The 24,994-nt window shown below is 71.2% G+C and carries 21 protein-coding genes; 12 read left to right on the forward strand and 9 right to left on the reverse strand.

Annotated elements, in window-relative coordinates; translation table 11 throughout:
• Positions 1–74: 74 nt before the first annotated feature.
• From J2Y69_RS13445 to gabT, 6 genes are all read right to left on the reverse strand, one after another.
• Positions 75–1,436, reverse strand: coding sequence for an NAD-dependent succinate-semialdehyde dehydrogenase (locus J2Y69_RS13445; protein WP_310021584.1), 1,362 nt, complete (start codon positions 1,434–1,436; stop codon positions 75–77).
• Positions 1,437–1,487: 51 nt separating this feature from the next.
• Positions 1,488–2,954, reverse strand: coding sequence for an NAD-dependent succinate-semialdehyde dehydrogenase (locus J2Y69_RS13450; RefSeq protein ID WP_310021586.1), 1,467 nt, complete (start codon positions 2,952–2,954; stop codon positions 1,488–1,490).
• A gap of 53 nt (positions 2,955–3,007) precedes the next feature.
• Complete coding sequence (locus tag J2Y69_RS13455; protein WP_310021588.1) at positions 3,008–4,570, reverse strand: APC family permease; 1,563 nt, start codon at positions 4,568–4,570, stop codon at positions 3,008–3,010.
• Positions 4,570–5,454, reverse strand: coding sequence for a universal stress protein (locus tag J2Y69_RS13460; protein ID WP_310021590.1), 885 nt, complete (start codon positions 5,452–5,454; stop codon positions 4,570–4,572). The genes J2Y69_RS13455 and J2Y69_RS13460 overlap by 1 nt, the downstream gene beginning before the upstream one ends.
• Positions 5,454–6,818 (reverse strand): flavin monoamine oxidase family protein, encoded by a 1,365-nt coding sequence (locus J2Y69_RS13465; RefSeq protein ID WP_310021750.1) that lies wholly within the window; start codon positions 6,816–6,818, stop codon positions 5,454–5,456. The genes J2Y69_RS13460 and J2Y69_RS13465 overlap by 1 nt, the downstream gene beginning before the upstream one ends.
• 86 nt (positions 6,819–6,904) lie before the next feature.
• The gene (gene gabT / locus J2Y69_RS13470) at positions 6,905–8,263 is read right to left on the reverse strand and encodes a 4-aminobutyrate--2-oxoglutarate transaminase (protein WP_310021593.1); all 1,359 of its coding nucleotides are present in this window, start codon (positions 8,261–8,263) and stop codon (positions 6,905–6,907) included.
• Positions 8,264–8,406: 143 nt separating this feature from the next.
• Between gabT and J2Y69_RS13475 the strand changes: the two genes are divergently transcribed.
• Entirely contained in the window at positions 8,407–9,963 is a 1,557-nt protein-coding gene (locus J2Y69_RS13475) for a PucR family transcriptional regulator (protein ID WP_310021595.1), read from the forward strand.
• Between the two features lie 150 nt (positions 9,964–10,113).
• On the opposite strand, the gene J2Y69_RS13480 is transcribed toward J2Y69_RS13475, so the two are convergent.
• Positions 10,114–10,842 (reverse strand): MBL fold metallo-hydrolase, encoded by a 729-nt coding sequence (locus J2Y69_RS13480; protein ID WP_310021597.1) that lies wholly within the window; start codon positions 10,840–10,842, stop codon positions 10,114–10,116.
• 23 nt (positions 10,843–10,865) lie between these two features.
• On the opposite strand from J2Y69_RS13480, the gene J2Y69_RS13485 reads away from it, so the two are divergent.
• Both J2Y69_RS13485 and J2Y69_RS13490 read left to right on the forward strand, forming a co-directional pair.
• Complete coding sequence (locus tag J2Y69_RS13485) at positions 10,866–11,462, forward strand: TetR-like C-terminal domain-containing protein (RefSeq protein WP_310021599.1); 597 nt, start codon at positions 10,866–10,868, stop codon at positions 11,460–11,462.
• Between the two features lie 133 nt (positions 11,463–11,595).
• On the forward strand, positions 11,596–12,255 hold the full coding sequence (locus J2Y69_RS13490) for an amino acid deaminase (RefSeq protein WP_310021601.1): 660 nt from the start codon (positions 11,596–11,598) through the stop codon (positions 12,253–12,255).
• Positions 12,256–12,282: 27 nt separating this feature from the next.
• Here the strand turns inward: J2Y69_RS13490 and J2Y69_RS13495 are convergent, their stop codons facing one another.
• Positions 12,283–13,734 (reverse strand): helix-turn-helix domain-containing protein, encoded by a 1,452-nt coding sequence (locus tag J2Y69_RS13495; RefSeq protein ID WP_310021603.1) that lies wholly within the window; start codon positions 13,732–13,734, stop codon positions 12,283–12,285.
• A 133-nt stretch (positions 13,735–13,867) separates the two neighbouring features.
• Between J2Y69_RS13495 and aceA the strand changes: the two genes are divergently transcribed.
• The 4 genes from aceA (at position 13,868) to J2Y69_RS13515 (ending at position 19,021) form a co-directional block, all read left to right on the forward strand.
• On the forward strand, positions 13,868–15,181 hold the full coding sequence (gene aceA, locus J2Y69_RS13500) for an isocitrate lyase (RefSeq protein WP_310021607.1): 1,314 nt from the start codon (positions 13,868–13,870) through the stop codon (positions 15,179–15,181).
• 227 nt (positions 15,182–15,408) lie between these two features.
• A complete protein-coding gene (gene aceB, locus J2Y69_RS13505) occupies positions 15,409–17,061 on the forward strand; it encodes a malate synthase A (protein ID WP_310021609.1) in 1,653 nt (550 codons plus the stop codon).
• A 233-nt stretch (positions 17,062–17,294) separates the two neighbouring features.
• On the forward strand, positions 17,295–17,759 hold the full coding sequence (rraA, locus tag J2Y69_RS13510; RefSeq protein ID WP_310021610.1) for a ribonuclease E activity regulator RraA: 465 nt from the start codon (positions 17,295–17,297) through the stop codon (positions 17,757–17,759).
• A 62-nt stretch (positions 17,760–17,821) separates the two neighbouring features.
• Entirely contained in the window at positions 17,822–19,021 is a 1,200-nt protein-coding gene (locus J2Y69_RS13515) for a pyridoxal phosphate-dependent aminotransferase (protein ID WP_310021613.1), read from the forward strand.
• An 85-nt stretch (positions 19,022–19,106) separates the two neighbouring features.
• Here the strand turns inward: J2Y69_RS13515 and J2Y69_RS13520 are convergent, their stop codons facing one another.
• Positions 19,107–19,502 (reverse strand): VOC family protein, encoded by a 396-nt coding sequence (locus J2Y69_RS13520; RefSeq protein ID WP_310021615.1) that lies wholly within the window; start codon positions 19,500–19,502, stop codon positions 19,107–19,109.
• A gap of 86 nt (positions 19,503–19,588) precedes the next feature.
• Between J2Y69_RS13520 and J2Y69_RS13525 the strand changes: the two genes are divergently transcribed.
• From J2Y69_RS13525 to J2Y69_RS13545, 5 genes are all read left to right on the forward strand, one after another.
• Positions 19,589–20,809, forward strand: a complete 1,221-nt coding sequence (locus J2Y69_RS13525) for a CaiB/BaiF CoA transferase family protein (protein WP_310021617.1) — start codon at positions 19,589–19,591, stop codon at positions 20,807–20,809.
• Entirely contained in the window at positions 20,806–21,681 is an 876-nt protein-coding gene (locus J2Y69_RS13530; RefSeq protein WP_310021619.1) for an HpcH/HpaI aldolase/citrate lyase family protein, read from the forward strand. Before J2Y69_RS13525 ends, J2Y69_RS13530 begins: the two co-directional genes overlap by 4 nt.
• A gap of 505 nt (positions 21,682–22,186) precedes the next feature.
• Positions 22,187–23,209: a LacI family DNA-binding transcriptional regulator gene (locus tag J2Y69_RS13535; protein WP_310021621.1), complete on the forward strand. Its 1,023-nt coding sequence runs from the start codon at positions 22,187–22,189 to the stop codon at positions 23,207–23,209.
• Positions 23,206–24,162, forward strand: coding sequence for a carbohydrate ABC transporter permease (locus tag J2Y69_RS13540; protein ID WP_310021623.1), 957 nt, complete (start codon positions 23,206–23,208; stop codon positions 24,160–24,162). Before J2Y69_RS13535 ends, J2Y69_RS13540 begins: the two co-directional genes overlap by 4 nt.
• Positions 24,159–24,989, forward strand: coding sequence for a carbohydrate ABC transporter permease (locus J2Y69_RS13545; RefSeq protein WP_310021625.1), 831 nt, complete (start codon positions 24,159–24,161; stop codon positions 24,987–24,989). The genes J2Y69_RS13540 and J2Y69_RS13545 overlap by 4 nt, the downstream gene beginning before the upstream one ends.
• Positions 24,990–24,994 lie beyond the last annotated feature (5 nt).

Below are 24,994 nucleotides of genomic sequence, written 5' to 3' on the forward strand. Positions count from 1 at the left end.
GATTTCTCTGCAGTCTCGAGACGCAGTTGCAGTCTCGCGGGATGGGCCGGGCCCGGCGGGCCGAGCCGGAGGGGTCAGGCCACGCGGATGAGCTTCTTGTTCACGAACTCGTCGGCCGCGAGCAGGCCCATCTCGCGCGAGGTGCCGCTGCGCTTCACGCCGCCGAAGGGCAGCTCCGGGCTGTCGGCGAGCACGACGTTGATGTAGACCATGCCGGCGTCGATCCGGTCGGCCACTCGCTCGGCCTGCGCCTCGTCGGTGGTGAAGACGTAGGAGCCGAGGCCGAACGGGGTGTCGTTCGCGAGGGCGACGGCCGCGTCCTCGTCCGCCACGCGGTAGACGACCGCGGCCGGGCCGAACAGCTCCTCCCGGTACACGTCCATGTCCCGGGTGACGTCGGCGAGGATCGTCGGCGCGAAGAACGCCCCGTCGCGGGTGCCGCCCGTCAGCAGCGTCGCCCCCTGCGCCACGGCGTCGTCGACCTGCTCCTGCAGCCGCTCGGCCGCCGCGACCGAGGCCAGCGGGCCCAGGATCGTGTCGTCCTTCGTCGGGTCGCTCGCGGTGACGGCGGCGAACGCGGCCACGAACTTCTCCACGAAGGCGTCGTACAAGCCGTCCACGATGATGAAGCGCTTGGCGCCGTTGCAGGACTGTCCGTTGTTGTCCAGGCGCGCGTCGGCCGCCGACTGCACCGCCGCGTCCAGGTCGTCGGTCGAGAGCAGGATGAACGGGTCGGAGCCGCCGAGCTCCAGCGCGACCTTCTTGAGGTTGCGGCCGGCGATCTCGGCGACCGCCGCGCCCGCACGCTCCGAGCCCGTCACCGAGACGCCCTGCACGCGGGTGTCGGCGATGATCGTCGCAGACTGCTCGTTGGTGGCGTAGACGTTGACGTAGGCGCCGTCGGGGAGGCCCGCGTCACGGTGGATCTCCTCCAGCAGCGCCGCGGACTCGGGGCACTGCGGCGCGTGCTTGAGGATGATCGTGTTGCCCAGGATCAGGTTCGGCGCCGAGAAGCGCGCCACCTGATAGGCCGGGAAGTTCCAGGGCATGATGCCCAGGAGCGCCCCGAGCGGGGCGCGGCGGATGACCGCCGTCCCCTCCCCCAGGATCGACAGCGGCTGGTCGGCGTTGATCCGCTCGGCGTTGTCGGCGTAGAACTCCACGATGTCCGCGGCGAAGTCGACCTCGCCCAGGGCCGCGGCGAGCGGCTTGCCCATCTCGCGCACCATGATCGCGGCGAACTCGTCGCGGCGCTCGCGGTGCAGCTCGGCGACGCGGCGGAGCGCGGCGGCGCGCTCGGCGACGGGCGTCCGCCCCCAGACGTCGGCGGCGGCGTGGGCGCGGGCGACCGCGTCATCGATCTGCGCATCGGTGAAGGTGTCGTAGGTGGCCAGGGTCTCGCCCGTGGCCGGATTGACGACGGCGTACTCGGTCATGTCGGAGTCCTTTCTGGTTGTCGGTCTCGTCCCGGGTGCCCCGGGGAGCGATCAGTCGGCGGGGATCAGCGTGTACTTGGTGGAGAGGAACTCGTGGATCCCCTCGAAGCCGCCCTCGCGGCCGACACCGGACTGCTTGACGCCGCCGAACGGGGCGGCGGCGTTCGAGACGACGCCGACGTTCAGGCCCATCATGCCCGTCTCGAGCGCGTCGATCATCCGGTGCCCGCGGGCCAGGTCCTCGGTGAACACGTAGGAGACCAGGCCGTACTCGGTGTCATTGGCCATCCGCACGGCTTCCGCCTCGTCGCTGAAGGTGGCGATCGCGAGCACCGGGCCGAAGATCTCCTCACGGAGGATGGCGCTGCCTGCGACGACGTCGGTGAGGACGGTCGGCTCGTAGAACGTCCCCGTGCCCTCCAGCGCCTTGCCGCCGGCGAGCAGCCGCGCGCCGCGGTCGACGGCGTCGCCCACGAGCTCGCCGGCCTTGGCCACGGCGTCGGAGTCGATGAGCGGGCCGATCGACACGCCCTCCTCCGTGCCGCGGCCGACCTTCATCGCGGTGACGCGGTCGGAGACGCGGCGCGCGAACTCCTCAGCGACGTCCTGGTGCACGATGAACCGGTTGGCGGCCGTGCAGGCCTGGCCGATGTTGCGGAACTTCGCCGCCATCGCGCCGTCGACGGCCTTGTCCAGGTCGGCGTCCTCGAAGACCACGAACGGGGCGTTGCCGCCGAGCTCCATCGACACGCGCAGCACGCCCTCCGCGGCCTGCGCGATCAGGCGGCGGCCCACCTCGGTGGAGCCCGTGAAGGACAGCTTGCGCAGCCGCGGGTCGGCGATGATCGGTCCGGACAGGGCTCCCGATCGCGAGGTCTGCACGACATTCACGACGCCGGCGGGAAGCCCCGCCTCCTCCAGCAGGGAGGCGAAGAACATCGTGGTGAGCGGCGTGAGCGCCGGGGGCTTGATCACGACCGTGCAGCCGGCGGCGAGCGCCGGGGCGATCTTGCGGGTCGCCATCGCGAACGGGAAGTTCCACGGCGTGATGAAGAACGACGGGCCGACCGGCCGCTGGGAGACCACCATGCGGCCTGTGCCCTCCGGGTTCAGCCCATAGCGGCCGGAGATCCGCACCGCCTCCTCGCTGAACCAGCGCAGGAACTCGCCGCCGTAGACGACCTCGCCCCGCGCCTCGGCGATGGGCTTGCCCATCTCCAGCGTCATGAGCAGCGCCAGGTCCTCCTTGTGCGCCTGCACGAGGTCGAACGCGCGGCGCAGGATGTCGCTGCGGGTGCGCGGCGGGGTGGCGGCCCAGGCGTCCTGCGCCGCGGCCGCGGCGTCCAGTGCGCGGAGGCCGTCGGCGGGCGTCGCATCCGCGATCGTGCGGATGACCTTCCCCGTCGACGGATCCTGCACGTCGAAGGTGGCGCCGTTCTCGCCATCGATCCACTCGCCACCGATGTAGAGGCCGGTGGGGATGCTGTCGAGCAGCGCCTGCTCGGTCTGGGTGCTCATGGGGGTCTCTTTCTGTGTGTGCCTGGGGGCGACGGGGCCTGGGGGCGTCGGTGTCAGCGGCGGCGGTTGCTGGGCGGGGCGTCCATGCTCAGCGTCTTGCCGCGGAAGAAGTCGGGATTGACCAGTCTCTGCACGAGCATCAGCACTGCACCGAGGACGAGCAGCCCGACGCCGATGAAGAACACGATGCCGATGCCGCCCTCGCCGTTCGCATCGGCGCCGATGGCGATCGATCCGAAGTCGGGCGCGAGGCTGTCGATCGCGGTGATCACGAAGAGCACCAGCAGGATGATCCCGCCGACCAGGGGGCTCGCGAGCTTGAAGAAGAAGTCCTTGCCCGAGTCGAACCACTGGTGACGGAAGTACCAGACGCACGACAGCGCGGTGATCCCGTAGTAGAAGCAGATCATCATGCCCAGCGCGAGGATCGTGTCCCACAGCGCGTCCTCGCTGAGGAAGCGCATCACGGCGTAGAACCCGCCGGCGACCACCGCGGAGGCGATCGTCGCGAACCCCGGCGTGAAGAACCGCGGGCTGATGCCGGCGAACCGCCGGGGGATCGCCCCGTAGTGCCCCATCGCCAACAGGGTCCTGGCCGGAGAGATGAACGTCGACTGCAGCGAGGACGCCGACGAGGTGAGCACCGCCAGCGAGAGCAGGAAGGCAAGGCCCCCCATCACCGGACCGGACAGGGCGAAGAACACGTTGCCGCCGATGTCCTCGTTCAGGAGCCCGAGACCTTCGTCGCCGATGCCGGAGTACATCAGGCTGCTGACCGTGAGCAGGAGGTAGATCGCGATGATGGACAGCACCGTGAGCATGGCCGCGCGCCCTGGTGTGCGCTCGGGGTCCTTGGCCTCCTCGTTCATGGTGAGGGTGACGTCCCAGCCCCAGAACATGAAGACCGAGGCCGAGAGCCCCATCACGATCACGGACAGACCGCCCTCGATCGCAAAGGGATTGAACCACGAGAACTCGGGCATGTGCGGCTCGAAGGCACCGCCCTGGACGCTCTGGATGATCGCCATCACGGCGAACAGCACGAGGATCACGATCTGGAACGCCACGAGGCCGTACTGCAGCTTCTGCGAGGTCGAGACGTCACGGAAGGACACCCAGGCGGCGAGCGCGACGAAGGCCAGGCACACGGCCACGTTCACGAACGGGTTGCGGGTGATCTCGGCGATGGCCTCGTTGCCGGTGATCTGCGAGATCAGCAGGAACAGGAAGTCGACCGCGATGCCTGCGAGGTTGGACAGCACCAGGATCGTCGCCACGATCAGGCCCCACCCGGCCATCCATCCCACGTACGGGCCGAAGGCCCTCGTCGCCCAGGTGAAGCTGGTGCCGGAGTCGGGCATGGCCTTGTTGAGCTCGCGATATCCGAAGGCGACAAGCAGCATCGGGATGAACCCGAGCAGCAGGATCGCCGGCACCTGGAAGCCGACGGCGCCCACCGCGCCGCCGATGCCGGCGGTGAACGTGTACGCCGGGGCGATGCACGAGATGCCCATCACCAGGGCGCCCAGCACACCGACGGTCCCGACGCTGAGGCCCTTGCGGGAGATGCCGGTGGTGACGGCTTCGGGCTCCGTTGCCCGTTCGGTGCTGCTCATCAGCGGTCTCCTGCTTCGGCGCGGGTGCGCGGGACGACGATCATGGGAACGGGCAGCTCGTGCAGCATCTTCGCCGCGGTGGAGCCCAGGAACAGCCGACGCGGCTGCGCGAGCCGGGAGGACCCGACGAGGACGACTTCGCCGGGCAGCCACGACAGGCCGGCGACCGCGTCCTCGACGCTGTCGCCCTGAGCCTCTTCGACCACTGCCGTGCGCCCCTCGGGCAGCAGTGCGGTGGCCTCCGTCAGGACGTCGTCGGCGTGCGCGTCCCCGACGACGCGGATCGCCCCGGTGTCGAGACCCGGCGGCACGTCGAACGGCACGAGCGAGACGAGGCGCAGATCCGTGCCGCTGTCGGCGGCGAGCGACGCGGCCTCATCGAGGAGCACCTCGGCGCCTGGACGCTTGCCGACCGCGACGGTCACCCGCGGCAGGACGTGATCGTCGGACTGCGAGGAACCGGCCGGAGCCAGCGCGACCGGGATGGTCGAGGAGTGCAGCAGCTCGGACGCGACGCTGCCGAGGCGGTGACGGCCGAACAGCCCCCCGCCCGCCGCGCCGACGACGATGAGCCTGGCGCCGAACTCCTCGCCTGCGGCGATCAGTCCCTCGGCGAACGACTCGGCGAAGCGCACATGGCCCGATCGGGTGAGGTCCTGCGGCAGCGTGGCCAGCGCGTCGGCCAGCCACTTCTTCCCCTGCGCCTTGATGTGGTCCTCGTACGCGCGCTCCGGCGGGACGATGGGACTGCGGGTCCCCTCGTTCGGGAGCACGATCACGAGATGCAGAGCGGCGCCGAGGCTTCGGGCGAGGCGCGCGCCGAGAGCCACGGCATCTGCGCCGGTGTCCGTCGCCGTGTACCCGACGACGATGGCCCCGGGCATCAGACGCCGTCGCGGCTCGAGGCCACGATGTTCGAGGCGGCGAGGCGGCCCATGCGGATCGCGCCGTCGACGTGCTGGTAGCCGGCGCCAGCCATGTCGCTGCACGCGAAGTGGATCGGTCCGACCGGCTCGCGCAGGTCCGCCCCGTAGCGGTGCAGACCGCCCATGTCGAAGCTCGCCGCGTACGCGCCGCGGGTCCACTCCTCGCTGCCCCAGTCGCTCTCGTAGTAGACCACCGGGTTCTTCGCCTCTGGACCGTAGTAGTGCGACAGCGACTCGAGGATCCGGGCCTTGCGCTCCTCGGCGGAGAGCTCGAAGACGCCGTCCGCGTTCTGGTCGCTGACGAAGCCGACCAGGGTCCCGCGCTCGTCACCGTGGTTCGTGTTGTCGTACGCCTCGTGCGACAGCTCGTACGGGCTGAAGGCGGTGCCGGAGAGGCCCTGCTCGCGCCAGAACGGACGGTCGTACACCGCGTGCACCTTGATCACGAAGCCCATCGACAGGTGCTGGTGCAGCTGGTGCTGACGTCGCGGGAGGGGTGGGACGAAGGAGATCCGGTTGTAGAGCACCGGGGCGTGGGCGAGGATCGCGTAGCGCGCGCTCACCGTGAGCGTGTCGGTCGTCGCGGTGACGCCGTTCTCGCCCCACTCGAGCGTGCGCACCGGCTGGTTCAGCAGCACGTCGTCGCCCAGGCGCTCGGCGAGCAGCAGCGGGACCTGCTGGAGGCCGCCGACGACGCGCTTGTCGAGGATGAAGTCGGCGTCGACGAGGTGCGAGTAGGAGCCGGCGGAGGCGGCCATGAGCAGGGACTGCAGGAGCGAGAACGCGTGCGTGGGCTTGGTCAGCATCGCGGAGCCCGTGGCGAAGGCGAGGTTGCGGACGGCCTCGTCGTCGTCGGTCTGCGTGCGCAGCCACGCGTCCCAGGAGACCGAGTCCCACTCGGCGGCCTTCGGGTGCGCCCACGGGCGGTCCGGGTCGATCTCGGCGACCATCGCGTCCAGGCGGTCGGTGATCTCGGCGATGGCCCGCTCGGTCTCGGCCGAGACGGGGAACATCTCCCCCGTGAAGCGCTTCGCCTCGCCGTCCGGGCCGACGTAGACGCTGTCGCCCTCGCGGTAGCGGCTGTACGTCTCGAGACCGAGCTCGGCGACCGTGTCGATCAGCGCGTCCTGGTCCGGCGAGACCCACTGGCCGCCGATCTCGAGCATCGCGCCATCGATCACGTCGGTCCACAGGCGCCCGCCGACACGGTCCCTCGCCTCGAGCACGGCGACGGACAGACCGGCCTTGCGCAGCTCGTTCGCAGCGGTGAGGCCTGCGGCCCCCGCTCCGACGACGAGCACGTCGCGGGTGAGCTCCTGCATGGTCATGGCAACTCCTTCGTTGTGGATGTGATGTTCATAGCCGGCCGCGACCCGGAATCCCCCGATCCGAGCCGCGGCCGGCGGTCTCAGGCCGCCGCGAGCGCGGCGGCGACGATGTCCAGGCCCTCGCCGAGGAGGGCGTCGCCGATCGTGAGCGGCGGGAGGAACCGGATGACGTTCCCGAACGTGCCGCAGGTCAGCACGATCACGCCCTGGGCGATCGCGGCCTTGGCGACAGCGGACGTGAGGGCGGCGTCCGGCTCGCCGGTGGCGGGATCGACGAACTCCGCGGCGATCATCGCACCGTGCCCGCGGACGTCCCCGATACGGGGGTCCGCCGCCTGCAGCGCGGTGAGCCGGGAGGTCAGGATCGCGCCGATCTCCCTGGCGCGCTCGACCAGCCCCTCGTTCTCGAAGGCGTCGATCGCGGCGAGCGCGGCGGCGCAGGCCACGGGGTTCCCGCCGTACGTGCCGCCGAGGCCGCCGGCGTGGGCGGAGTCCATGATCTCGACACGGCCGGTGACGGCGGCGAGCGGGAGCCCCGCGGCGATGCCCTTGGCGGTGGTGACGAGGTCCGGCTCGATCCCGAAGGTCTCGCTCGCGAACATCGCGCCCGTGCGTCCGAAGCCGGTCTGCACCTCGTCGGCGATGAAGACGACGCCGTGCGCACGGCACCAGTCCACGACGGTGGTCAGGAAGCCGTCGGCCGGGACGATGAACCCGCCCTCGCCCTGGATGGGCTCGATGATGACGGCGGCGAGGTTGTCGGCGCCGATCTGCTTCTCGATGAGCGTGATGGCGCGCTTCGCGGCCTCGGGGCCGGTGAGGCCGTCGCGGAACGGGTACGAGCCGGGGACGCGGTAGACCTCGGGGGCGAACGGCCCGAAGCCGCTCTTGTAGGGCATGGACTTCGCCGTGAGGGCCATCGTCAGGTTGGTGCGGCCGTGGTAGCCGTGGTCGAACGCGACGACGGCCTGCCGTCCGGTGTGCTTGCGCGCGATCTTCACCGCGTTCTCCACCGCCTCGGCGCCGGAGTTGAACAGGGCGCTCTTCTTGGCGAAGGAACCGGGGGTGAGGCGGTTCAGCGCCTCGGCCACCTCGATGTACGACTCGTACGGCGAGATCATGAAGCAGGTGTGGGTGAACTGCGCGGCCTGGGCGGCGACGGCGGCGACCACGGCCGGGTGCGCGTTTCCAACGGAGGTGACGGCGATGCCGGAGCCCAGGTCGATCAGCGAGTTGCCGTCGGCGTCGACGACGACTCCACCGCCCGCGGCGACCGCGGCGACCGGGATGCTGTGGCTGACGCCGGCCGCGACGGCTCCCGCCTTGCGGGCGAGGATCGCCGCGGAGCGGGGTCCGGGCAGCGGGGTCACGACGCGTCGCTCCTGCGGGAGCGAGGGACCGCCGGCCGGCTTGGTGGAGACATCGTCGATGAGGGTCATGAGGCCGAGGCTACGGCCGCCGCGCCCACGATGCACTCGCCGGACCGTACAATCATCGAAGATGTTTCGCCGATCCGTACAAGGCTTGAACTGTGCGACCTGGCGGCGGACATCACGACGGACCCTGAGGGACGAGGAGCACAGTGGACCATCCCGCACCGACGCTGCGCACGCTCCTCGGCCGGGACGACCTCGGCCTCCGTCTCGTCCCCGCCGACGCGGCCCCCGGGGACACCATCGACCGGCCCGTCCGCTGGGTGCACAGCTCCGACCTCGCCGACCCGACGCCCTTCCTCGCCGAGGACCTCGTGCTCCTCACCACGGGGACCCAGTTCTCAGAGGACGACCCGGCGCTCGTCTCCGCCTACGTCGCCCGCCTCGCGACCCGCGGGGTCCTTGCCCTCGGGTTCGGAACGGACGTGCATCGGGCCGGTGTCCCGGACGAGCTGATCTCCGCCTGCGCGGCGCAGGGCATCGCCCTGTTCGAGGTGCCCTATGACACCCCCTTCATCGCGATCGCCCGCGCGCACGCGGAGGCGATCGCCGCCCAGGCCTATGCCAGGCGCACCTGGGCGCTGGAGACGCAGCGGGCCCTCGCGATCGCGGCGCTCCGGCCCCGCGGCCTGGAGTCGACGCTCACGGAGCTCGCCCGACGGCTGGACTGCTGGGTCGGCATGTACGACGCCGCTGGCGCGCCGGCGCATGGCGGCCCCGCCGATCCCGAGGACGGGCTTCCCGGCCCCGGCGACCGGGACATCGTCGCCGCGGCTGTGGACCTCCTCGCCCGCGGCGGGTCGGCGAGCCGCGCGATCGAGGCCGCAGGCCGCCCCTACACGCTGTTCACCCTGGGCCGGACCGGGCACCTGCGCGGCGTGATCGCGATCGCCGCGGGAGCACTGGACCCGGAGAGCAGGGCGGTGGTGACCTCGGTGATCGCCATGGCCGGCCTGTCGCTGGAGCAGAGCGACCAGCTCGCCCGGAGCAGGCGTCGGCTGCACAGCCAGCTCCTGGCCTCCCTCCGCGCCGACGAGCCCTCTCTCGCCCGCCGCGTCCTGGGATCCCTTCCCGCAGCCCCCGTCGTCGTGGCGATCGCGGTCGGGCAGCGCGAGAACACCGCGACGGAGTGGTGGGAGCGGCGGAGGGAGGCGGGCGCCGCGGTCTTCCTGGCGGAGTCGCCGGACGGGCTCGTGATCTGCCTGCCCGCCGCGGACACCGGCGCCCTCGACGAGGCGGCGGAGCAGACCGGGGTCCGGATCGGGGTCTCGGAGCCGGAGGACTACAGTGCCTTCTCCCGCGCGCATGCGCAGGCGCTCATCGCGCTCCGCCGCGGGGGCAGAGCCGGCCGCGGCGCCGGCGGCGCGGACGGCGCGGCCGAGGCGCGCGGGGTCATCCGATACGCCGATGCCGCGGAGTCGAGCGTGCTCGGCGCCCTCGCCACGGACGAGGCCCGCCTGGTCGCCGAGTCCCGCCTCGCCCCGCTGCGGCGGCACGACGGCGAGGGGGACGGCGACCTCGAGCGCTCGCTGCGGGTCTGGCTGGAGCACGATGCGCGGCTGGAGCCCGCCGCCGAGGCGCTCGGCATCCATCGGCACACACTGCGCTCGCGCATCGCGCAGGCCGCCGCGCTGCTGCGGACGGACCTCGCCTCCTTCCCCGCGCGCGCCGAGCTCTGGGCCGCACTGCAGACCGTCCGGGACTGAGCTCGGCGAGGGGTCCGCGCTGCCCTTCTCCGCTGTCGCGCTGCTGTTCTCCGCCGTCGCGCTGCTGTTTCCTGCCCCCGCGGCGAATATCTGCACAGCGCACGCAGGGAACAGCAGCGCGAGCAGGAACAACAGCGCCAGCAGGAGAGCTCAGCGGGACGAGCCGGACGAGCGGGGCTTCGAGGCGGAGAGGGCCGCCAGGACATCGGCCATCGTGCCGCGGAACTCCGGCCCGTGGCCGGGGAGGATGCGGGTCTCCGGAAGATCCTTCAGGCGGGAGAGACTCGGGAGGGTGCGCTCCGGCTCGTCGCTGAACGGCCCGATCAGGATCCCCCGCTCACCGGTCAGCACGTTCCGCGTGGTGATCGCGTCACCGAGGAAGAGCGCATCCGCCTCCGCCACCCTGATCGCGACGGACCCCGGCGAGTGCCCAGGGATCGCCAGGATCTCCGGGCGCCCGGGGAGGTCGAGGACATCGCCGTCCGCGACGCTGCGGACCTCGGCGAGATGCCGCGTGCGGAACCCGCCGCGAAGGAGCGCACCGCCCAGGAAGCGCAGCACGGGGCCGATCCGCCACGCCCCGCCCGGGGCGTGCGTGGACTCGTGTCCCTGCGCCCGCTCGGCGTCGGCGGCATGGACGAAGACCGGCACCCCGTGCTCGGCCCGCAACCGCTCGGCGACGCCGATGTGATCGCTGTCGCCGTGGGTCAGCACGATGCCTCGGATGTCGTCGAGCGAGCGCCCGGCATCGGCGAGGGCCGTCCGGAGGCGCTTCAGATCGCCGGGGAGACCCGCATCGATCAGGGTCACGCCCTCGTCGGTCAGGATGGCGTGCATCGCGACGATGTCGTCGCCGATGAGGAGGATCTTCGCGGTCATGAAAGCTACGATACATAGCCATCATGGCTATGGTCAATAGCCATATGATCGAGGACGAGGAGGTGGCCATGCCCGCCCAGCAGCGCGTGACCCCGGAGGCGCTCGTCGCGGCCGTTCGCGAGATCGCCGAGCGCGACGGCGTCGACGGCGTGACCATGAGCGCCGTCGCCGCGGCCGTCGGCGTGCGTGCGCCGAGCCTCTACAAGCGCGCGGCGGGGCGGCACGACCTGCTCCGCCTCGCCGCCGACGACGCGACCGCCGAGATGCTCGCGGCGATGCGGGCGGCCGCGGTCGGCCCCCCTCGCGAGGCCCTCGCGGGAGCCGCCAGGGCGCTCCGCGCCTTCGCCGCCCGCGCGCCGCGCGCCACCACGCTCATCTTCTCCGCCCCCGGGCCCGCCGCCGGCCCGTCGCCGGCCGCGATGGCGCCGGCCATGGACTTCCTGCTGTCCGCGATCCGCCCCCTCGCCCCCGAGGATCCGCTCTCCGCCGCACGCACGCTCACCGCCTGGGCATACGGCTTCTGCACCATGGAGCAGAACGGCGCCTTCCGTCAGGGCGGGGACGTGGACGAGGCCTTCGAGCGCGGGCTCGACGCGGTGCTGCGCGGGCTCGGGGCCTGAGCCGGCATCGTCGCCGCGCCCGCCTGCCCCGCCGACATGAACGCCCGGTGAGCACCCGGTGAGCACTTGGTGAGCATCCGGGGAACGGCGACGGAACCCCGGTCCTCCGGGAGGGTCACGTAGGGTGGGCCTCGTGGCCCCGATCGATGATCTCGTCCGTGCCGCCGAACGCGCCTCCGCCGACACCCCCGACGCAGCGCTCGCGGCCCTCGACTCCCTGCCCTGGCTCCTCGCCGCGATCGATGACGATCGTCGCGCCGGACGGTTCGCCCGCTGGGGCCTGTCCTCGGCGATCGACGGGGACACCGACCTCCCCGTCATCGGCCCTGCGCTGTTCGACGCCCTGCACGAGCGTGCGGGGCTGGACGCGACGTGGCCGGCGGGCAATGCGGGCCTCCTGCACTGCTACGGATTTCTGCTCTCGACGACCCCGACCCCGTACGGGCTCGGGCGCGACCGCTGGCTGGACGGCCGGCTCGCCACCGCGCTCGGACTCGACGCCGCGCTCCTCCTCCCCTGGACGGGGCCGGGCACCCTCCTGGAACGCGCCACTGGCGCCGCCGCGAACCTCCTCGACGGCGGCGAGCTCGCCTGGTACGCGCCCGCGGCGGGCCGCGCGACCCGCACGTCGCTGAGCGCCGAGCGCTCCGGCGTCCGCGCCATCGCCTACGCGGTCGCCCCGGCTCCCGGGGCCGTGCCGCTCCTGGTCACGATGTTCCCGGTCGCCGATGCCGCCGCCCTCCGTCGCGAGCTGGACGAGGCCCCGGCGCGTCTCCGCTGGAACGCGCTCTGACGCGACCCCGCCATCCGAGGGAGCCGGTCACCGAGGGGCGTGCGCCTCGAGGAACTCGTAGACGTCGGTGGTGTCGACACCGGGGAACGCTCCGGTCGGCAGGGTCGCCAGCAGGGTCCGGGGGGTCCGGACGTTCGGCCAGGACCGCTCCCGCCAGCGCTCCTCCAGCTCGGCGGGCGCACGACGGCAGCACACCTCGACGGAGTGCTTGGAGACCCCGCGGTTGGGGGTGTCCCGCCCCACGAACCAGCGCGTGTCGTCGAAGCGCACGCCGACGCTCACCGAGTGCAGCCCCTCGCTCGACGGCTCGACGCGCGCGGTGCACCAGTAGGTGCCGTTGCCCGTGTCGGTGTACTGGTAGTACGGGTTGAACCTGTCCTCCTCGTCGAACACCACCCGGCTCGTCCAGCGCCGGCAGCACATCTGTCCCTCGATCGAGCCCAGCCGGTCGGTCGGGAAGTTCACGTCGTCGTTCTCGTACGCCTTCGTGATGGTCCCGGACTCGTGGACCTTGAGGAAGTGCACCGGGATGCCGAGGTGGCGCGTGGCGAGGTTCGTGAACCGGTGCGCCGCCGTCTCATAGGAGACGGAATAGGCGTCGCGCAGATCCTCGATCGAGATCGCCCGCCGGGACTTCGCCTCCTGCAGGACCGGCACGACATGTTCCTCCGGGACGAGGAGGGCGCCGGTGAGATAGTTCGTCTCCACCCGCTGGCGGAGGAACTCCGCGTAGCTGCGCGGCTCGGCGTGCCCGAGGATCCGACTGGAGAGGGCCTGGAGCACGGCCGTGCGCGGATCGCCCTTCGCCGTGACGGCGCTCGACAGGTACAGCCGGCCGTTCGCGAGATCGGCGACGCTGCGGGTCGTCTGCGGGAGATCGGCGGCGTAGTGCAGCGTGAACCCGAGATGCGCCGCGATCTCCGAGGCCGTCCGCTGCGTGAGCGGTCCGCCCGGGTGCCGGACGGCAGTGAGGATCTTCGCCGCCTCCGCCTCCAGATCGGCGAAGTAGTTGTCCTGGCGCCGCATGAGGTCGCGAAGCTCCACGTTCGCCCGCCGCGCCTCCTCCGGGGTCGCCGCCCGCTCGTCGCGCAGGCGCTCGATCTCGCCGTGCAGGGCGAGCATGGCCGACAGCACCTCCGACGGCAGCGCCTTCCCGATCCGGAAGGACGGGATGCTCAGCGCCTGGAACGTCTGACCCTTCATCGCCCGCTCCAGGGCGATCTCCATCGTGCTGCGCTCGTCCAGCGGCTCGCCCTCCAGCAGCGCGTCCATGCTCGTGCCGAGCGCGCGGGCGATCGCCTGCAGCAGGGTCAGCTTCGGCTCGCGCTTGCCGGTCTCGATCATCGACAGCTGACTGGGTGCCCGGTCCACCGCCGCGGCGAGCCCCTCCAGCGTCAGGCCCCGCTCGCCGCGGAGCCGGCGGATACGGCGGCCGATCGTGAGGGCGTCGGCGTCTTCGGTGACAGGAAGGGCGCTCATGAGAGCGATTCTGTCACAAAAACAGAATTACGCCAGAAATTCTCTTCACGAATGGTCGGATCCGTTCGCGAACTTCACTCAGAGTGGGAACACGCCACCCGGCACCGCCGCCGGAACACACCGAGGAGAGAACATGACGAACAGCACCCCCCGCCCCGCGGGCCTCCGCTCGGGCGACCAGACGCAGACCGCCGCCGAGCTCCAGGAGATCTGGGACAACGACCCCCGCTGGGACGGCGTCGAGCGCACCTACACCGCCGAGGACGTCATCCGGATCCGCGGCTCCGTCCGGGAGGAGAGCACCCTCGCCCATCGGGGGGCCGAGAACCTCTGGAACCTCCTGCACACCGAGGACTACGTCCGCGCGCTCGGCGCCTACACCGGCGGCCAGGCGGTGCAGCAGGTGCGCGCAGGCCTCAAGGCCATCTACCTCTCCGGCTGGCAGGTCGCCGCCGACGGCAACCTCGCCGGCCAGACCTACCCCGATCAGTCCCTGTACCCGGCCAACTCGGTCCCCGCGGTCGTCCGCCGGATCAACAACGCGCTCCTGCGCCAAGACCAGCTCGAGCACGCCGAGGGCGAGATCTCGCAGGACTGGCTGGCCCCGATCGTGGCCGACGCCGAGGCCGGCTTCGGCGGCCCGCTGAACGCCTACGAGCTCGCGCAGTCGCTCATCCAGTCCGGTGCGGCCGGCATCCACTGGGAGGACCAGCTGGCGAGCGAGAAGAAGTGCGGGCACCTGGGCGGCAAGGTGCTCGTGCCCACCCAGCAGCACATCCGCACGCTGAACGCCGCACGCCTGGCGGCCGACGTCGCCGGGGTCCCCACCGTCATCATCGCCCGCACCGACGCGCTGGCCGCCGACCTGCTCACCAGCGACGTCGACGAGCGCGACCAGGCGTTCACGACCGGCGAGCGCACGTCCGAGGGCTTCTACCGCATCCGCCCCGGGATCGAGTCGGTCATCAGCCGCGGTCTCGCCTTCGCCCCGTACGCCGACCTGATCTGGGTCGAGACCGGGGAGCCGGACATCGAGCTCGCCCGCGAGTTCGCCGCCGCGATCCACGCGGAGCACCCGGGCAAGCTCCTGGCGTACAACTGCTCCCCCAGCTTCAACTGGAAGCGTCACCTGTCGGACGCCGAGATCGCGACGTTCCAGCAGGAGCTGGCGGACCTCGGCTACAAGTTCCAGTTCATCACCCTGGCCGGCTTCCACGCCCTGAACTACTCGATGTTCGACCTCGCCCGCGGGTACGCCGATCGCGCCATGAGCGCCTACGTCGAGCTGCAGGAGGCCGAGTTCGCTGCCGAGGCCGACGGCTACACTGCCACCAAGCACCAGCGCGAGGCGGGCACCGGCTACTTCGACGTCATCTCGACCGCCCTCAACCCCGAGAGCGCCACCCTCGCCCTCGCCGGTTCCACGGAGGCGGCCCAGTTCCACTGATCCGCCCCTCCCCCGGGGTGGCCGGACCACCCGGCTCGGCCGCCCCGGCCACCGAGACCGCGTCCCCTTTTCCGGGGCCCGTGTCCCACTTCTCGCAGACCGTGTCCCGTTTTCCGTTGTCAGACCGCTCAGGAACAACAGAAGACGGGACACGGTCCACCGGATTCGCATCACCGGAAACCGCACCGGATTCGCACCACCACCAGACTTCGCAAAGGACCACTCCCATGAACACTCCCACCGCTCCGCCGACCACTCCCATCGAGACCACCCGCCAGGGACCGAGGATCGAGGTGACCGGCCCCGTGCGCGACCGCTTCGACGAGATCCTCACCCCCGAGGCGATGGCCTTCCTCACCGAGCTGCACCACCGGTTCGCCGGCCGCCGCCACGACCGCCTCGCCGACCGCATGCGCCGTCGCTTCGAGATCGGCAACGGGCACGACCCCCGCTTCCGGGACGACACGGCCCACATCCGCGACGACGCCGACTGGCGAGTGGCGGGGGCGGGCCCGGGTCTCGAGGACCGCCGCGTCGAGATCACGGGGCCGACCGATCCCAAGATGACCATCAACGCGCTGAACTCCGGCGCCCGCGTCTGGCTCGCCGACCAGGAGGACGCGACCAGCCCCACCTGGCAGAACGTGATCGGCGGACAGCTCTCGCTCCGCGACGCGATCCGGGGCGACCTCTCCTTCACGTCGGACTCGGGCAAGGAGTACCGCGTCACCGCCGAGCGGACGCCGACGATCGTGATGCGCCCCCGCGGCTGGCACCTGGTGGAGAAGCACGTCGAGTTCACCGACCGCACCGGGCGGAGCATGGCCGCCTCCGGCTCCCTCGTGGACTTCGGCCTGTACTTCTTCCACAACGCCCAGGCGCTCATCGACGCGGGCCGCGGACCCTACTTCTACATCGCCAAGCTGGAGTCGAGCGAGGAGGCGAAGCTGTGGGACGACGTGTTCTCCTTCAGCGAGGAGTACCTCGGGATCCCGCACGGCACGATCCGCGCGACGGTCCTGATCGAGACCCTCCCCGCCGCCTTCGAGATGGAGGAGATCCTGTTCGAGCTCCGCGACCACTGCGCGGGCCTGAACGCCGGGCGCTGGGACTACATCTTCTCGATCATCAAGAACTACCGGGGCCGCGGGGCGCGCTTCGTGCTCCCCGATCGCAGCGAGGTCACGATGACGGTGCCGTTCATGCGGGCCTACACCGACCTGCTCGTGAAGACCTGCCACAAGCGGGGCGCCTTCGCGATCGGCGGGATGAGCGCGTTCATCCCCAACCGCCGGGACCCCGAGGTGACCGCGCGGGCGATCGAGAAGGTGGCCGCGGACAAGAAGCGCGAGGCGGGCGACGGCTTCGACGGCACCTGGGTCGCGCACCCGGACCTGATCCCCACTGCGCAGGCGGAGTTCGACGCGGTCCTCGGCGACCGTCCGAACCAGATCGACCGGCAGCGCGACGACGTGCAGGTGCGCGCACAGGATCTGCTCGACGTGCACATCGGCCGCCCGATCACCGCCGACGGCGTGCACGACAACGTGTCGGTGGCGATCCGGTACATCGAGGCCTGGCTGCGCAGCCTCGGCGCCGTGGCGATCGACAACCTGATGGAGGACGCCGCGACCGCCGAGATCAGCCGATCGCAGGTGTGGCAGTGGATCCATCAGGACCGCACCACCGAGGACGGCACGGCGATCACCGCCGAGTACGTGGAGGGTCTGATCGGCGAGGTGCTCGCGTCCGTCCCGCGCGGTGAGGGCGACCGCTTCGACGACGCCGCCGACGTCTTCCGCGAGGTGGCGCTGCGCGAGGAGTTCCCCGCCTTCCTCACCCTCGGCGCGTACGCGAAGCACCTGGTCGAGACGGACTGACCCGACTCGACGCCCACCGATGGGGGTGGGGCCGCCCGCTCCCGGCGCCCCGCCCCCATCCCCCTGCCCCCATCCCCCTGCCCGCCATCCGCCTCCCGTCGCGAAATCGGCCGCCTCCTCTCCGTTCCCGTCGCGAGTTCGGCCGCTTCTGACCGCTTGTCGCGGCCGATTTCGCGACGGGAACGGAGAAGATGGCGACGATGGGCCGGACGGGCCATCGAAAGGAAGAACGCATGACCTCCACCGCCGATCTCTACGACCTGCACGGCGACGCCCTTCAATCGCTGCCGCTGCAGCTGCGCTCCTTCGGCGCCCGCCCGGCCTTCGAGGGGCCGATCCGCACGGTGCGCTGCTTCCAGGACAATGCGCTGGTCAAGCAGATCCTCGCGACGCCGGGAGACGGCGCGGTGCTCGTGATCGACGGGGCCGGCTCCCTCGAGACCGCGCTTCTGGGCGACATGATCGCGCAGAGCGCGGTCGACAACGGCTGGGCCGGCGTGATCGTCCACGGTGCGATCCGCGACAGCGTCGCGATCGGGGAGCTGCCGATCGGGGTGAAGGCGCTCGGCACCAATCCGCGTAAGAGCGCGAAACGGGGGATCGGCAAGACCGAGGCGGTACTCGCCTTCGGCGGCGTGACCTTCCGCCCCGGCGCCCGCCTGTACGCCGACGAGGACGGCGTGCTCGTCGAGCGCTGAACCTGTCCACAGAAGGCGGACGAGGCTCCCGTCGAAGCACGCCCCCGAGTAGCATCGAGGGTGTGACCGACCGCGCACCCCTCTCCCGCAAGCTCTCCGCCATCGCCGAGTCCGCGACCCTCAAGGTCGATGCCAAGGCCAAGGCGCTCAAGGCCGAGGGGAAGCCCGTCATCTCCTACGCCGCGGGCGAGCCCGACTTCGCCACGCCGCAGTTCATCGTGGACGCCGCGGCCGAGGCGCTCGCCGACCCCGCCAACTACCGCTACACCCCGGCGGCCGGTCTCCCCGCGCTCCGTGAGGCGATCGCGGCGAAGACCCTCCGCGACTCGGGACTCGCGGTCCCCCCCTCGCAGATCATCGTCACCAACGGCGGCAAGCAGTCGGTGTACCAGGCGTTCCAGGCGGTCGTGAACCCCGGCGACGAGGTGCTGCTGCCGGCGCCCTACTGGACCACCTACCCCGAGGCGATCCGTCTCGCCGACGGCGTCCCCGTGGCGGTGTTCGCCGGCGCCGACCAGGACTACAAGGTCACCGTCGAGCAGCTCGAGGCCGCTCGGACCGCCCGCACCACGGTGCTCGTCTTCGTCTCGCCGTCCAACCCCACCGGATCCGTCTACACGGCCGAGGAGACCGCCGCGATCGGCGAGTGGGCGCTGGAACACGGCATCTGGATCGTGTCCGACGAGATCTACCAGAACCTCACGTACGAGGGCGTCAAGGCCACCTCGATCGTCGAGGCCGTCCCGGCGGTCGCCGACCAGACGATCCTCGTGAACGGCGTGGCCAAGACCTACGCGATGACCGGATGGCGGGTGGGCTGGATGGTCGGGCCCGCCGACGCCATCAAGGTCGCGGGGAACCTTCAGTCGCACCTCACCAGCAACGTGAACAACGTCGCCCAGCGAGCGGCGATCGCGGCTCTCAACGGCCCGCAGACCGAGGCGGAGGGGATGCGCGAGGCGTTCGACCGGAGGCGCAGGCTCATCGTCTCGGAGCTGTCCAAGATCGACGGTCTGCACGTGCCCAACCCGCTCGGCGCGTTCTACGTGTACCCCGACGTCCAGGGACTCCTCGGACGCACGTGGGGCGGTGTGACCCCGACCACCTCGCTGGAGCTCGCAGACCTGATCCTCGACCAGGCCGAGGTCGCGGTCGTCCCCGGCGAGGCCTTCGGCCCCTCCGGCTACCTCCGTCTGTCGTACGCCCTCGGCGACGACGCCCTCCTCGAAGGCGTCCAGCGGCTCCAGCGCCTCTTCTCCTGAGAGACGCCGCGCCGGCCCTGCCTCGCTGGGGCTCTGCCCGGTGAAGGGTCTGCCCAGTGAGCGCTTCGCTCGGTGAAACCTTCGCTCAGCCTCGGTAGCCGATGAGCCAGCGCACGCCGTAGCGGTCCATGACCGTGCCGTCGTGATCGCCCCATGGGCGCCGCTGCAGGGGATCGACCACGCGCCCTCCTTCGGCGAGCGCGGCGAACCAGGTCTTGAGGACGTCGGCGTCGGCCGCACCCAGGAGCGAGAAGGAGACCCCGATCATCTGCACCGCGTCCTCGTCGGCGCCGGCATCCGCGCCGAAGAGCGTCACCGCGCCGCTCAGCTCGCCGTGAGCGATCGCGTCACCGGGCCCGTCATGGCGTCCGAGCTCCTCATAGGTGTGCAGGGAGAGCTCACCGCCGAAGACGGACCGGTAGTGCTCCAAGGCCTCGGTCGCGGTGCCGGGGAACAGCAGATAAGGGGCCGGAGCGCTCATGCCGAGCATCCTAGACCGCGCACCGGTGCACTCCGCCGCATGAGAGGTCCTGGACGATGCGGGCGCGGAGGTGACTATCATGCCCCGTGTCCGACAGCCCCCGTTTGGAAGACGTTCCACCGACCCCGCCCCTCGACGGCGTGCGGGTGCTCGACGTCTCGACGCTGTTCGCCGGCCCGCTCGCCGCGACGTTCCTCGGCGACTTCGGCGCCGATGTGATCAAAGTCGAGCATCCGTCTAGGCCCGACGCCTCCCGAGGCCACGGGCCGCAGAAGGACGGGGTCAACCTCTGGTGGAAGACGCTGGGCCGGAACAAGCGCACCGTGACGATCGATCTGAGTCGGCCCGCCGGCGCCGACCTCCTTCTGCGGCTCGTCGCGGATGCGGACGTGATGATCGAGAACTTCCGCCCGGGGACGCTGGAGCGCTGGGGCCTCACGCCGGAGCGTCTGTTCGCCGCGAACCCTCGGCTCATCCTCGCTCGGGTGACCGCGTTCGGCCAGTTCGGCCCCTACTCCTCCCGCCCCGGCTTCGGGAGTCTCGCCGAGGCGATGAGCGGCTTCGCCGCGCTCACGGGCGCACCGGACGGCCCGCCGACGCTTCCGCCCTTCGGGCTCGCTGACGGGGTCGCCGCCCTGGCCACGGCCTTCGCCGTGATGACGGCTCTGCGCGGCGCCGAGCGTGACGGTCGCGGCCAGGTCGTGGACATGGCGATCATCGAGCCGATCCTGATGCTCCTCGGCGGGCAGATCACCGCCTGGGACCAGCTCGGCCTCGTCCAGCCGCGCACCGGCAACCGTTCCGTGAACAACGCGCCCCGCAACGTCTACCGCTCGCGCGATGGTGTCTGGCTCGCGGTGTCGACGAGCTCGCAGTCCATCGCCGAGCGCGTCATGACGCTCGTCGGCCGGGCCGACCTCATCGCCAAGCCGTGGTTCGCCTCCGGCCACGACAGGGCTGTGCACGCCGACGAGCTCGACGACGCGGTGCAGGGCTGGATCGGCGCCCATGACGCGGAAGAGGTGGTCGCCCGGTTCGAGGACGCGTCCGCCGCCGTCGCCCCGGTGCACGACGTCCGCGGCGTGGTGGCGGATCCGCAGTACCGGGCTCTCGGCACCGTCATCCGCGTGGAGGACGAGGAGCTCGGCCCCGTCGCGATGCAGAACGTCCTCTTCCGCCTGTCCCGGACCCCCGGCGGGATCCGTTGGACGGGCAGGTCACATGGCGCGGACACCGACGAGGTCCTGCGGGAGGCCGGCCTCGATGAGGACGGGATCGCCGCGCTCCGCGCCGAGGGCGCGATATGAGCGATCCGTCTCTCCACCCCGCATCGCCGTCGCGGTCCGGGCCTCGGCCTCGCCCCGCCCCGTCGACCGCTCCCGATCTGTTCCGTACGGGCCTGTACGTCCCGGGGGACCGTCCGGACCGTTTCGCGAAGGCGGCGGCCAGCGGGGCGGAGCTGGTGGTGCTCGACCTCGAGGACGCGGTCGCGCCCGAGCGCAAGGCGCAGGCGCGCGAGGAGGTGATCGCCTGGCTCGCCACGCGAACGGGCGATGGCGACCCGGCGTTCCAGGTCCGAGTCAACGCGGGCGACGATGACGACCTCCGCGCGGTCGCGACGCTGCCGACGAGGATCGGCGTGCGCCTGCCCAAGGTCGATGCGGTCTCCACGGTCGCCGCAGCGGCGCTGCTCGCGCCGGGCAGGTCGCTCGTCGCGCTGCTGGAGAACGCTCGCGGCGTGCTCCGCGCCGCAGAGATCGCCGCGCATCCCGCGGTCTCGGCCCTCGCGCTCGGCGAGAGCGACCTGCGGAGCGAGCTGGGCGGCGGCGACCCCGTCCTGGACCACGCCCGGCTGAGCGCCCTCTTCGCGGCCCGCGCCGCAGGCCTCCCCGCGCCGATGGCGTCCGTGTACCCGGCGTTCCGCGACATCGACGGCCTCCTCGCCGACACGCGTCGCGCGGCGTCGCTGGGTCTGTACGGGCGCATGGCCGCGCATCCGACGCAGCTCGCCCCGATCGCCGCGGTGTTCCGTCCCTCGGTGGCCGAGGTGGCCTGGGCCCACGCCGTCGAGGCGGCCCTCGCCTCCGGAGGCGTGCAGACGTTGCCCGACGGCGAGATGGTCGACCCCGCCATGGCCGGCCGGGCCCGGGCGATCCTGCGCCACGCGTCCGCGACCTGAGCGCAGCCGGCAGGGCGGGCGGGGCGCCGTGGTCTCACCTTCTGCCCCGCCGTGGGCTCACTTTCTACCCCGCCGTGGCAGATCTTGTGGGTTGAACCCCCGCTGAACCCACAACTACTGCCACGCCGGGGCAGAAAAGGGGCCTCGACTCGGCGCAGGCGTCGCAGGGCCTGACCCGATGTCACGTGTGGCCCTGAGTTGCCCCGCCGTGGCAGGTCTTGTGGGTTGAGACCCCACTGAACCCACAACTACTGCCACGGCGGGGCATCAAGGACGCGAAGGTCCAAGATCCGAGACCCAAAGCCCCCACCCCAGACCCAAGCCCAAGCCCCAGCCCAAGCCAAGCCCTCCAGCCCCAAAGCCCCACACCCCAAAGCCCCGCATTCGGGTCCGGCCTTGACAGAGGGACCCGAAGGCCCCTAGCTTCACTGCACCCGCCGAACGCCGAGAATGGAAACGTTTCCATGAATCGGCGTGGAAACGTATCCACTCAATGAGGAGAATCATGGGAACGAAGCCGACGCTGCACGAGGTCGCAGCGGCCGCAGGCGTCTCGCTCGCCTCCGCCTCCCGGGCGCTCACCGGGCGCTCGGCGAGTCCCGAGATGGTGCGCAAGGTCAGGGCGGCGGCGAAGCGGATCGGATATCTGCCGGACGCGACCGCCCGGTCGCTGCGCCTCGGCGGTCACCGTCAGGTCGTCTTCGCCGTCGACGACATCGGCAACCCGAACTACGTCCAGATGCTGCGCGCGATCGAGGAGGAGCTCGGCGACGCGATCCGCCTGAGCGTCTCGGCGACCGGGCGGCGTCCCGATCAGACGGTCGAGCTCATCCGCTCGCTGAGCATGGGTGCCGGCGACGGGCTCATCATCTCCCCGCTCCGGGTGACGCCCGCCCTCCGCCAGGCGCTGGCCGAGACCGTCGTGCCCGTGGTCGTGATCGGCACGCTCCACTCGGACCTCGGGATCGACAACGTCTACGTCGACTCCTCCGTCGCGGTCGGGATGGTCGTGGACCACCTCGTCGCGATCGGGCGGCGGAACATCGGCGTCATCAACGGCCCGGGCAACACCAATCCGGGGGCCGCCCGCCGCGCCGGCTTCGCGGCGGCCGTGCGTCGCCACGACCTCCACCCCTCGGAATCCCTCCAGATCACCGCGACCGACTTCACGGTCAGCGCCGGCATCGAGGCGGCGACCCTGCTCTTCACCCGCGCTCGCGAGGACGGGGAGGCGCTGGACGCCGTGGTCTGCGTCAACGACCTCATCGCGATCGGCGCGATCAACGCCGCGATGCGCCTCGGGCTGCGCGTCCCCGAGGAGATCGCGATCACCGGCATCGACGACACGGAGATGGCCGCCCTGTACAACCCGCCGCTCACCTCCGTCTCCCTGCAGTCCGCCCGGCGAGGCCGGCTTGCGGCCCGGATGCTCCGCGAGCGCTTCGCGGACCCCGCCCGGCCGCCCCAGCGCGAATCCGTGGAGGCGACCCTCGTCGTCCGCGGCTCGACCATGGCGGAGGCATCATGAGCGCCACGACCACGACATCACGACGAGGAACGCCGCCACAGCGGGGCACGACGCCGCCGCGACGGGGCGGGCTCGCCCGCTCGAAGCGCAACGAGGCGATCGCCCTCGTCGTCCCGACGCTGATCCCGGTCGTCCTGCTGAGCGTCGTCCCGCTCGTCATCGGCGTCGCGACGGCGTTCACCGACTCCCGCCTCGCCCGCAACCACGAGGCGCAGTTCGTCGGCTTCGCCAACTTCATCAAGCTCGGCTCCGACGCGCAGTTCTGGCAGTCCTTCGGGATCGGGATGATCTGGGCGATCACGGTGACCGCGCTGCAGGTCCTGGGCGGGCTGTCCCTGGCGCTCCTGCTGAACACCGATCTGCGGTTCCGCGGGATCACGCGGGTCCTCGCGCTCATCCCGTGGGCGATGCCCCCGGTCGTGGTGGCGATCATGTGGCAGATGATCTACTCCCCCACGAACGGCCCGCTGAACTGGCTCATCGAGACCCTGGGCGGACCGCAGAACATCAACTGGCTCGGCGACTTCGGCCTGGCGCTCCCCGCCGTCATCCTCGTCGGGGTGTGGGTGGGCATGCCGCAGAACACCGTGGTGCTGCTCGCGGGCCTCCAGCAGGTTCCCGGCGAGCTGCTGGAGGCGGCGGCGGTCGACGGCGCCTCCACCTGGCGCCGCTTCGTGCACGTCACCCTCCCCGCCCTCCGACCGGTGATCTTCTCGATCGCCAGCCTGAGCTTCATCTGGAACTTCAACTCCTTCGGCATCGTCTACGTGATGACCGAGGGCGGCCCCGGCGGACGCACGATGCTGCCGATGCTGTTCACCTACCTCGAGGCGTTCAAGTCCCGCAACACCGGCGGCGCCGCCGCGATGGGCGACGTCATCGTCATCTTCCTGATCGCGATCCTGCTGTTCGCCCTGTGGCGGCAGCTGCGCTCGGAGAGGAGCGCCTCATGAGCGCCCGCGTCGTCCGCATCCTGCAGTACCTCGCCCTCGCGGGGTTCCTCGTCTTCCTCGGCTTCCCGCTCGTGTGGCTGATCTCCACGGCCTTCAAGTCGTCGGCCGAGATCAACTCCCTCGTCGTGAACCTCTTCCCGCTGCAGCCGACGCTGGACAACTTCGCCGCGGCGCTGGAGCGCCAGGGACTCCTCCGCGCGGCAGGGAACAGCCTGATCGTCGCCGTCGCGACGACGATCATCGTCACCGTCATCTCCATCCCCGGCGCCTACGTGATGGCGCGGTACCAGGGCAAGCTCCGCACGATCGGCGTCGGCTACATCCTGATCAGCCAGATCTTCCCGGTGATCCTCGTGGTCATCCCGCTGTTCTTCATCCTCCGCGGGATCGGGCTCGTCGACTCGCTGATCGGCCTCATCGCCGTCTACACGGTCTACACGCTGCCGTTCTCGCTGTGGATGCTGCAGGGCTACGTCGCCGCGATCCCCTACGACATCGAGGAGGCCGCGGCGATCGACGGCGCGACCAAGCTGCGCACCCTGCAGCGGGTCGTCTTCCCGCTCCTCATGCCGGGGCTCGCCGCCACCGCGATGTTCAGCTTCGTCTCGGCGTACAACGAGTTCTTCTTCGCGCTGGTGCTCCTGCAGTCCCCCGACAGCTACACGCTGCCGATCGCGCTCAGCACGTTCGTCGGCGGCGAGGGCAAGGTCGCCGTCGGCCCGCTGGCGGCCGGCGCCCTGCTCTCCAGCATCCCGAGCATCGTGTTCTTCACGCTGCTGCAGAAGCGCCTCGCCACGGGGCTCCTCTCCGGCGCGGTGAAGGGCTGAGCCCT

Source organism: Microbacterium resistens, from assembly GCF_031456305.1.
GTDB lineage: Bacteria > Actinomycetota > Actinomycetes > Actinomycetales > Microbacteriaceae > Microbacterium > Microbacterium resistens_A.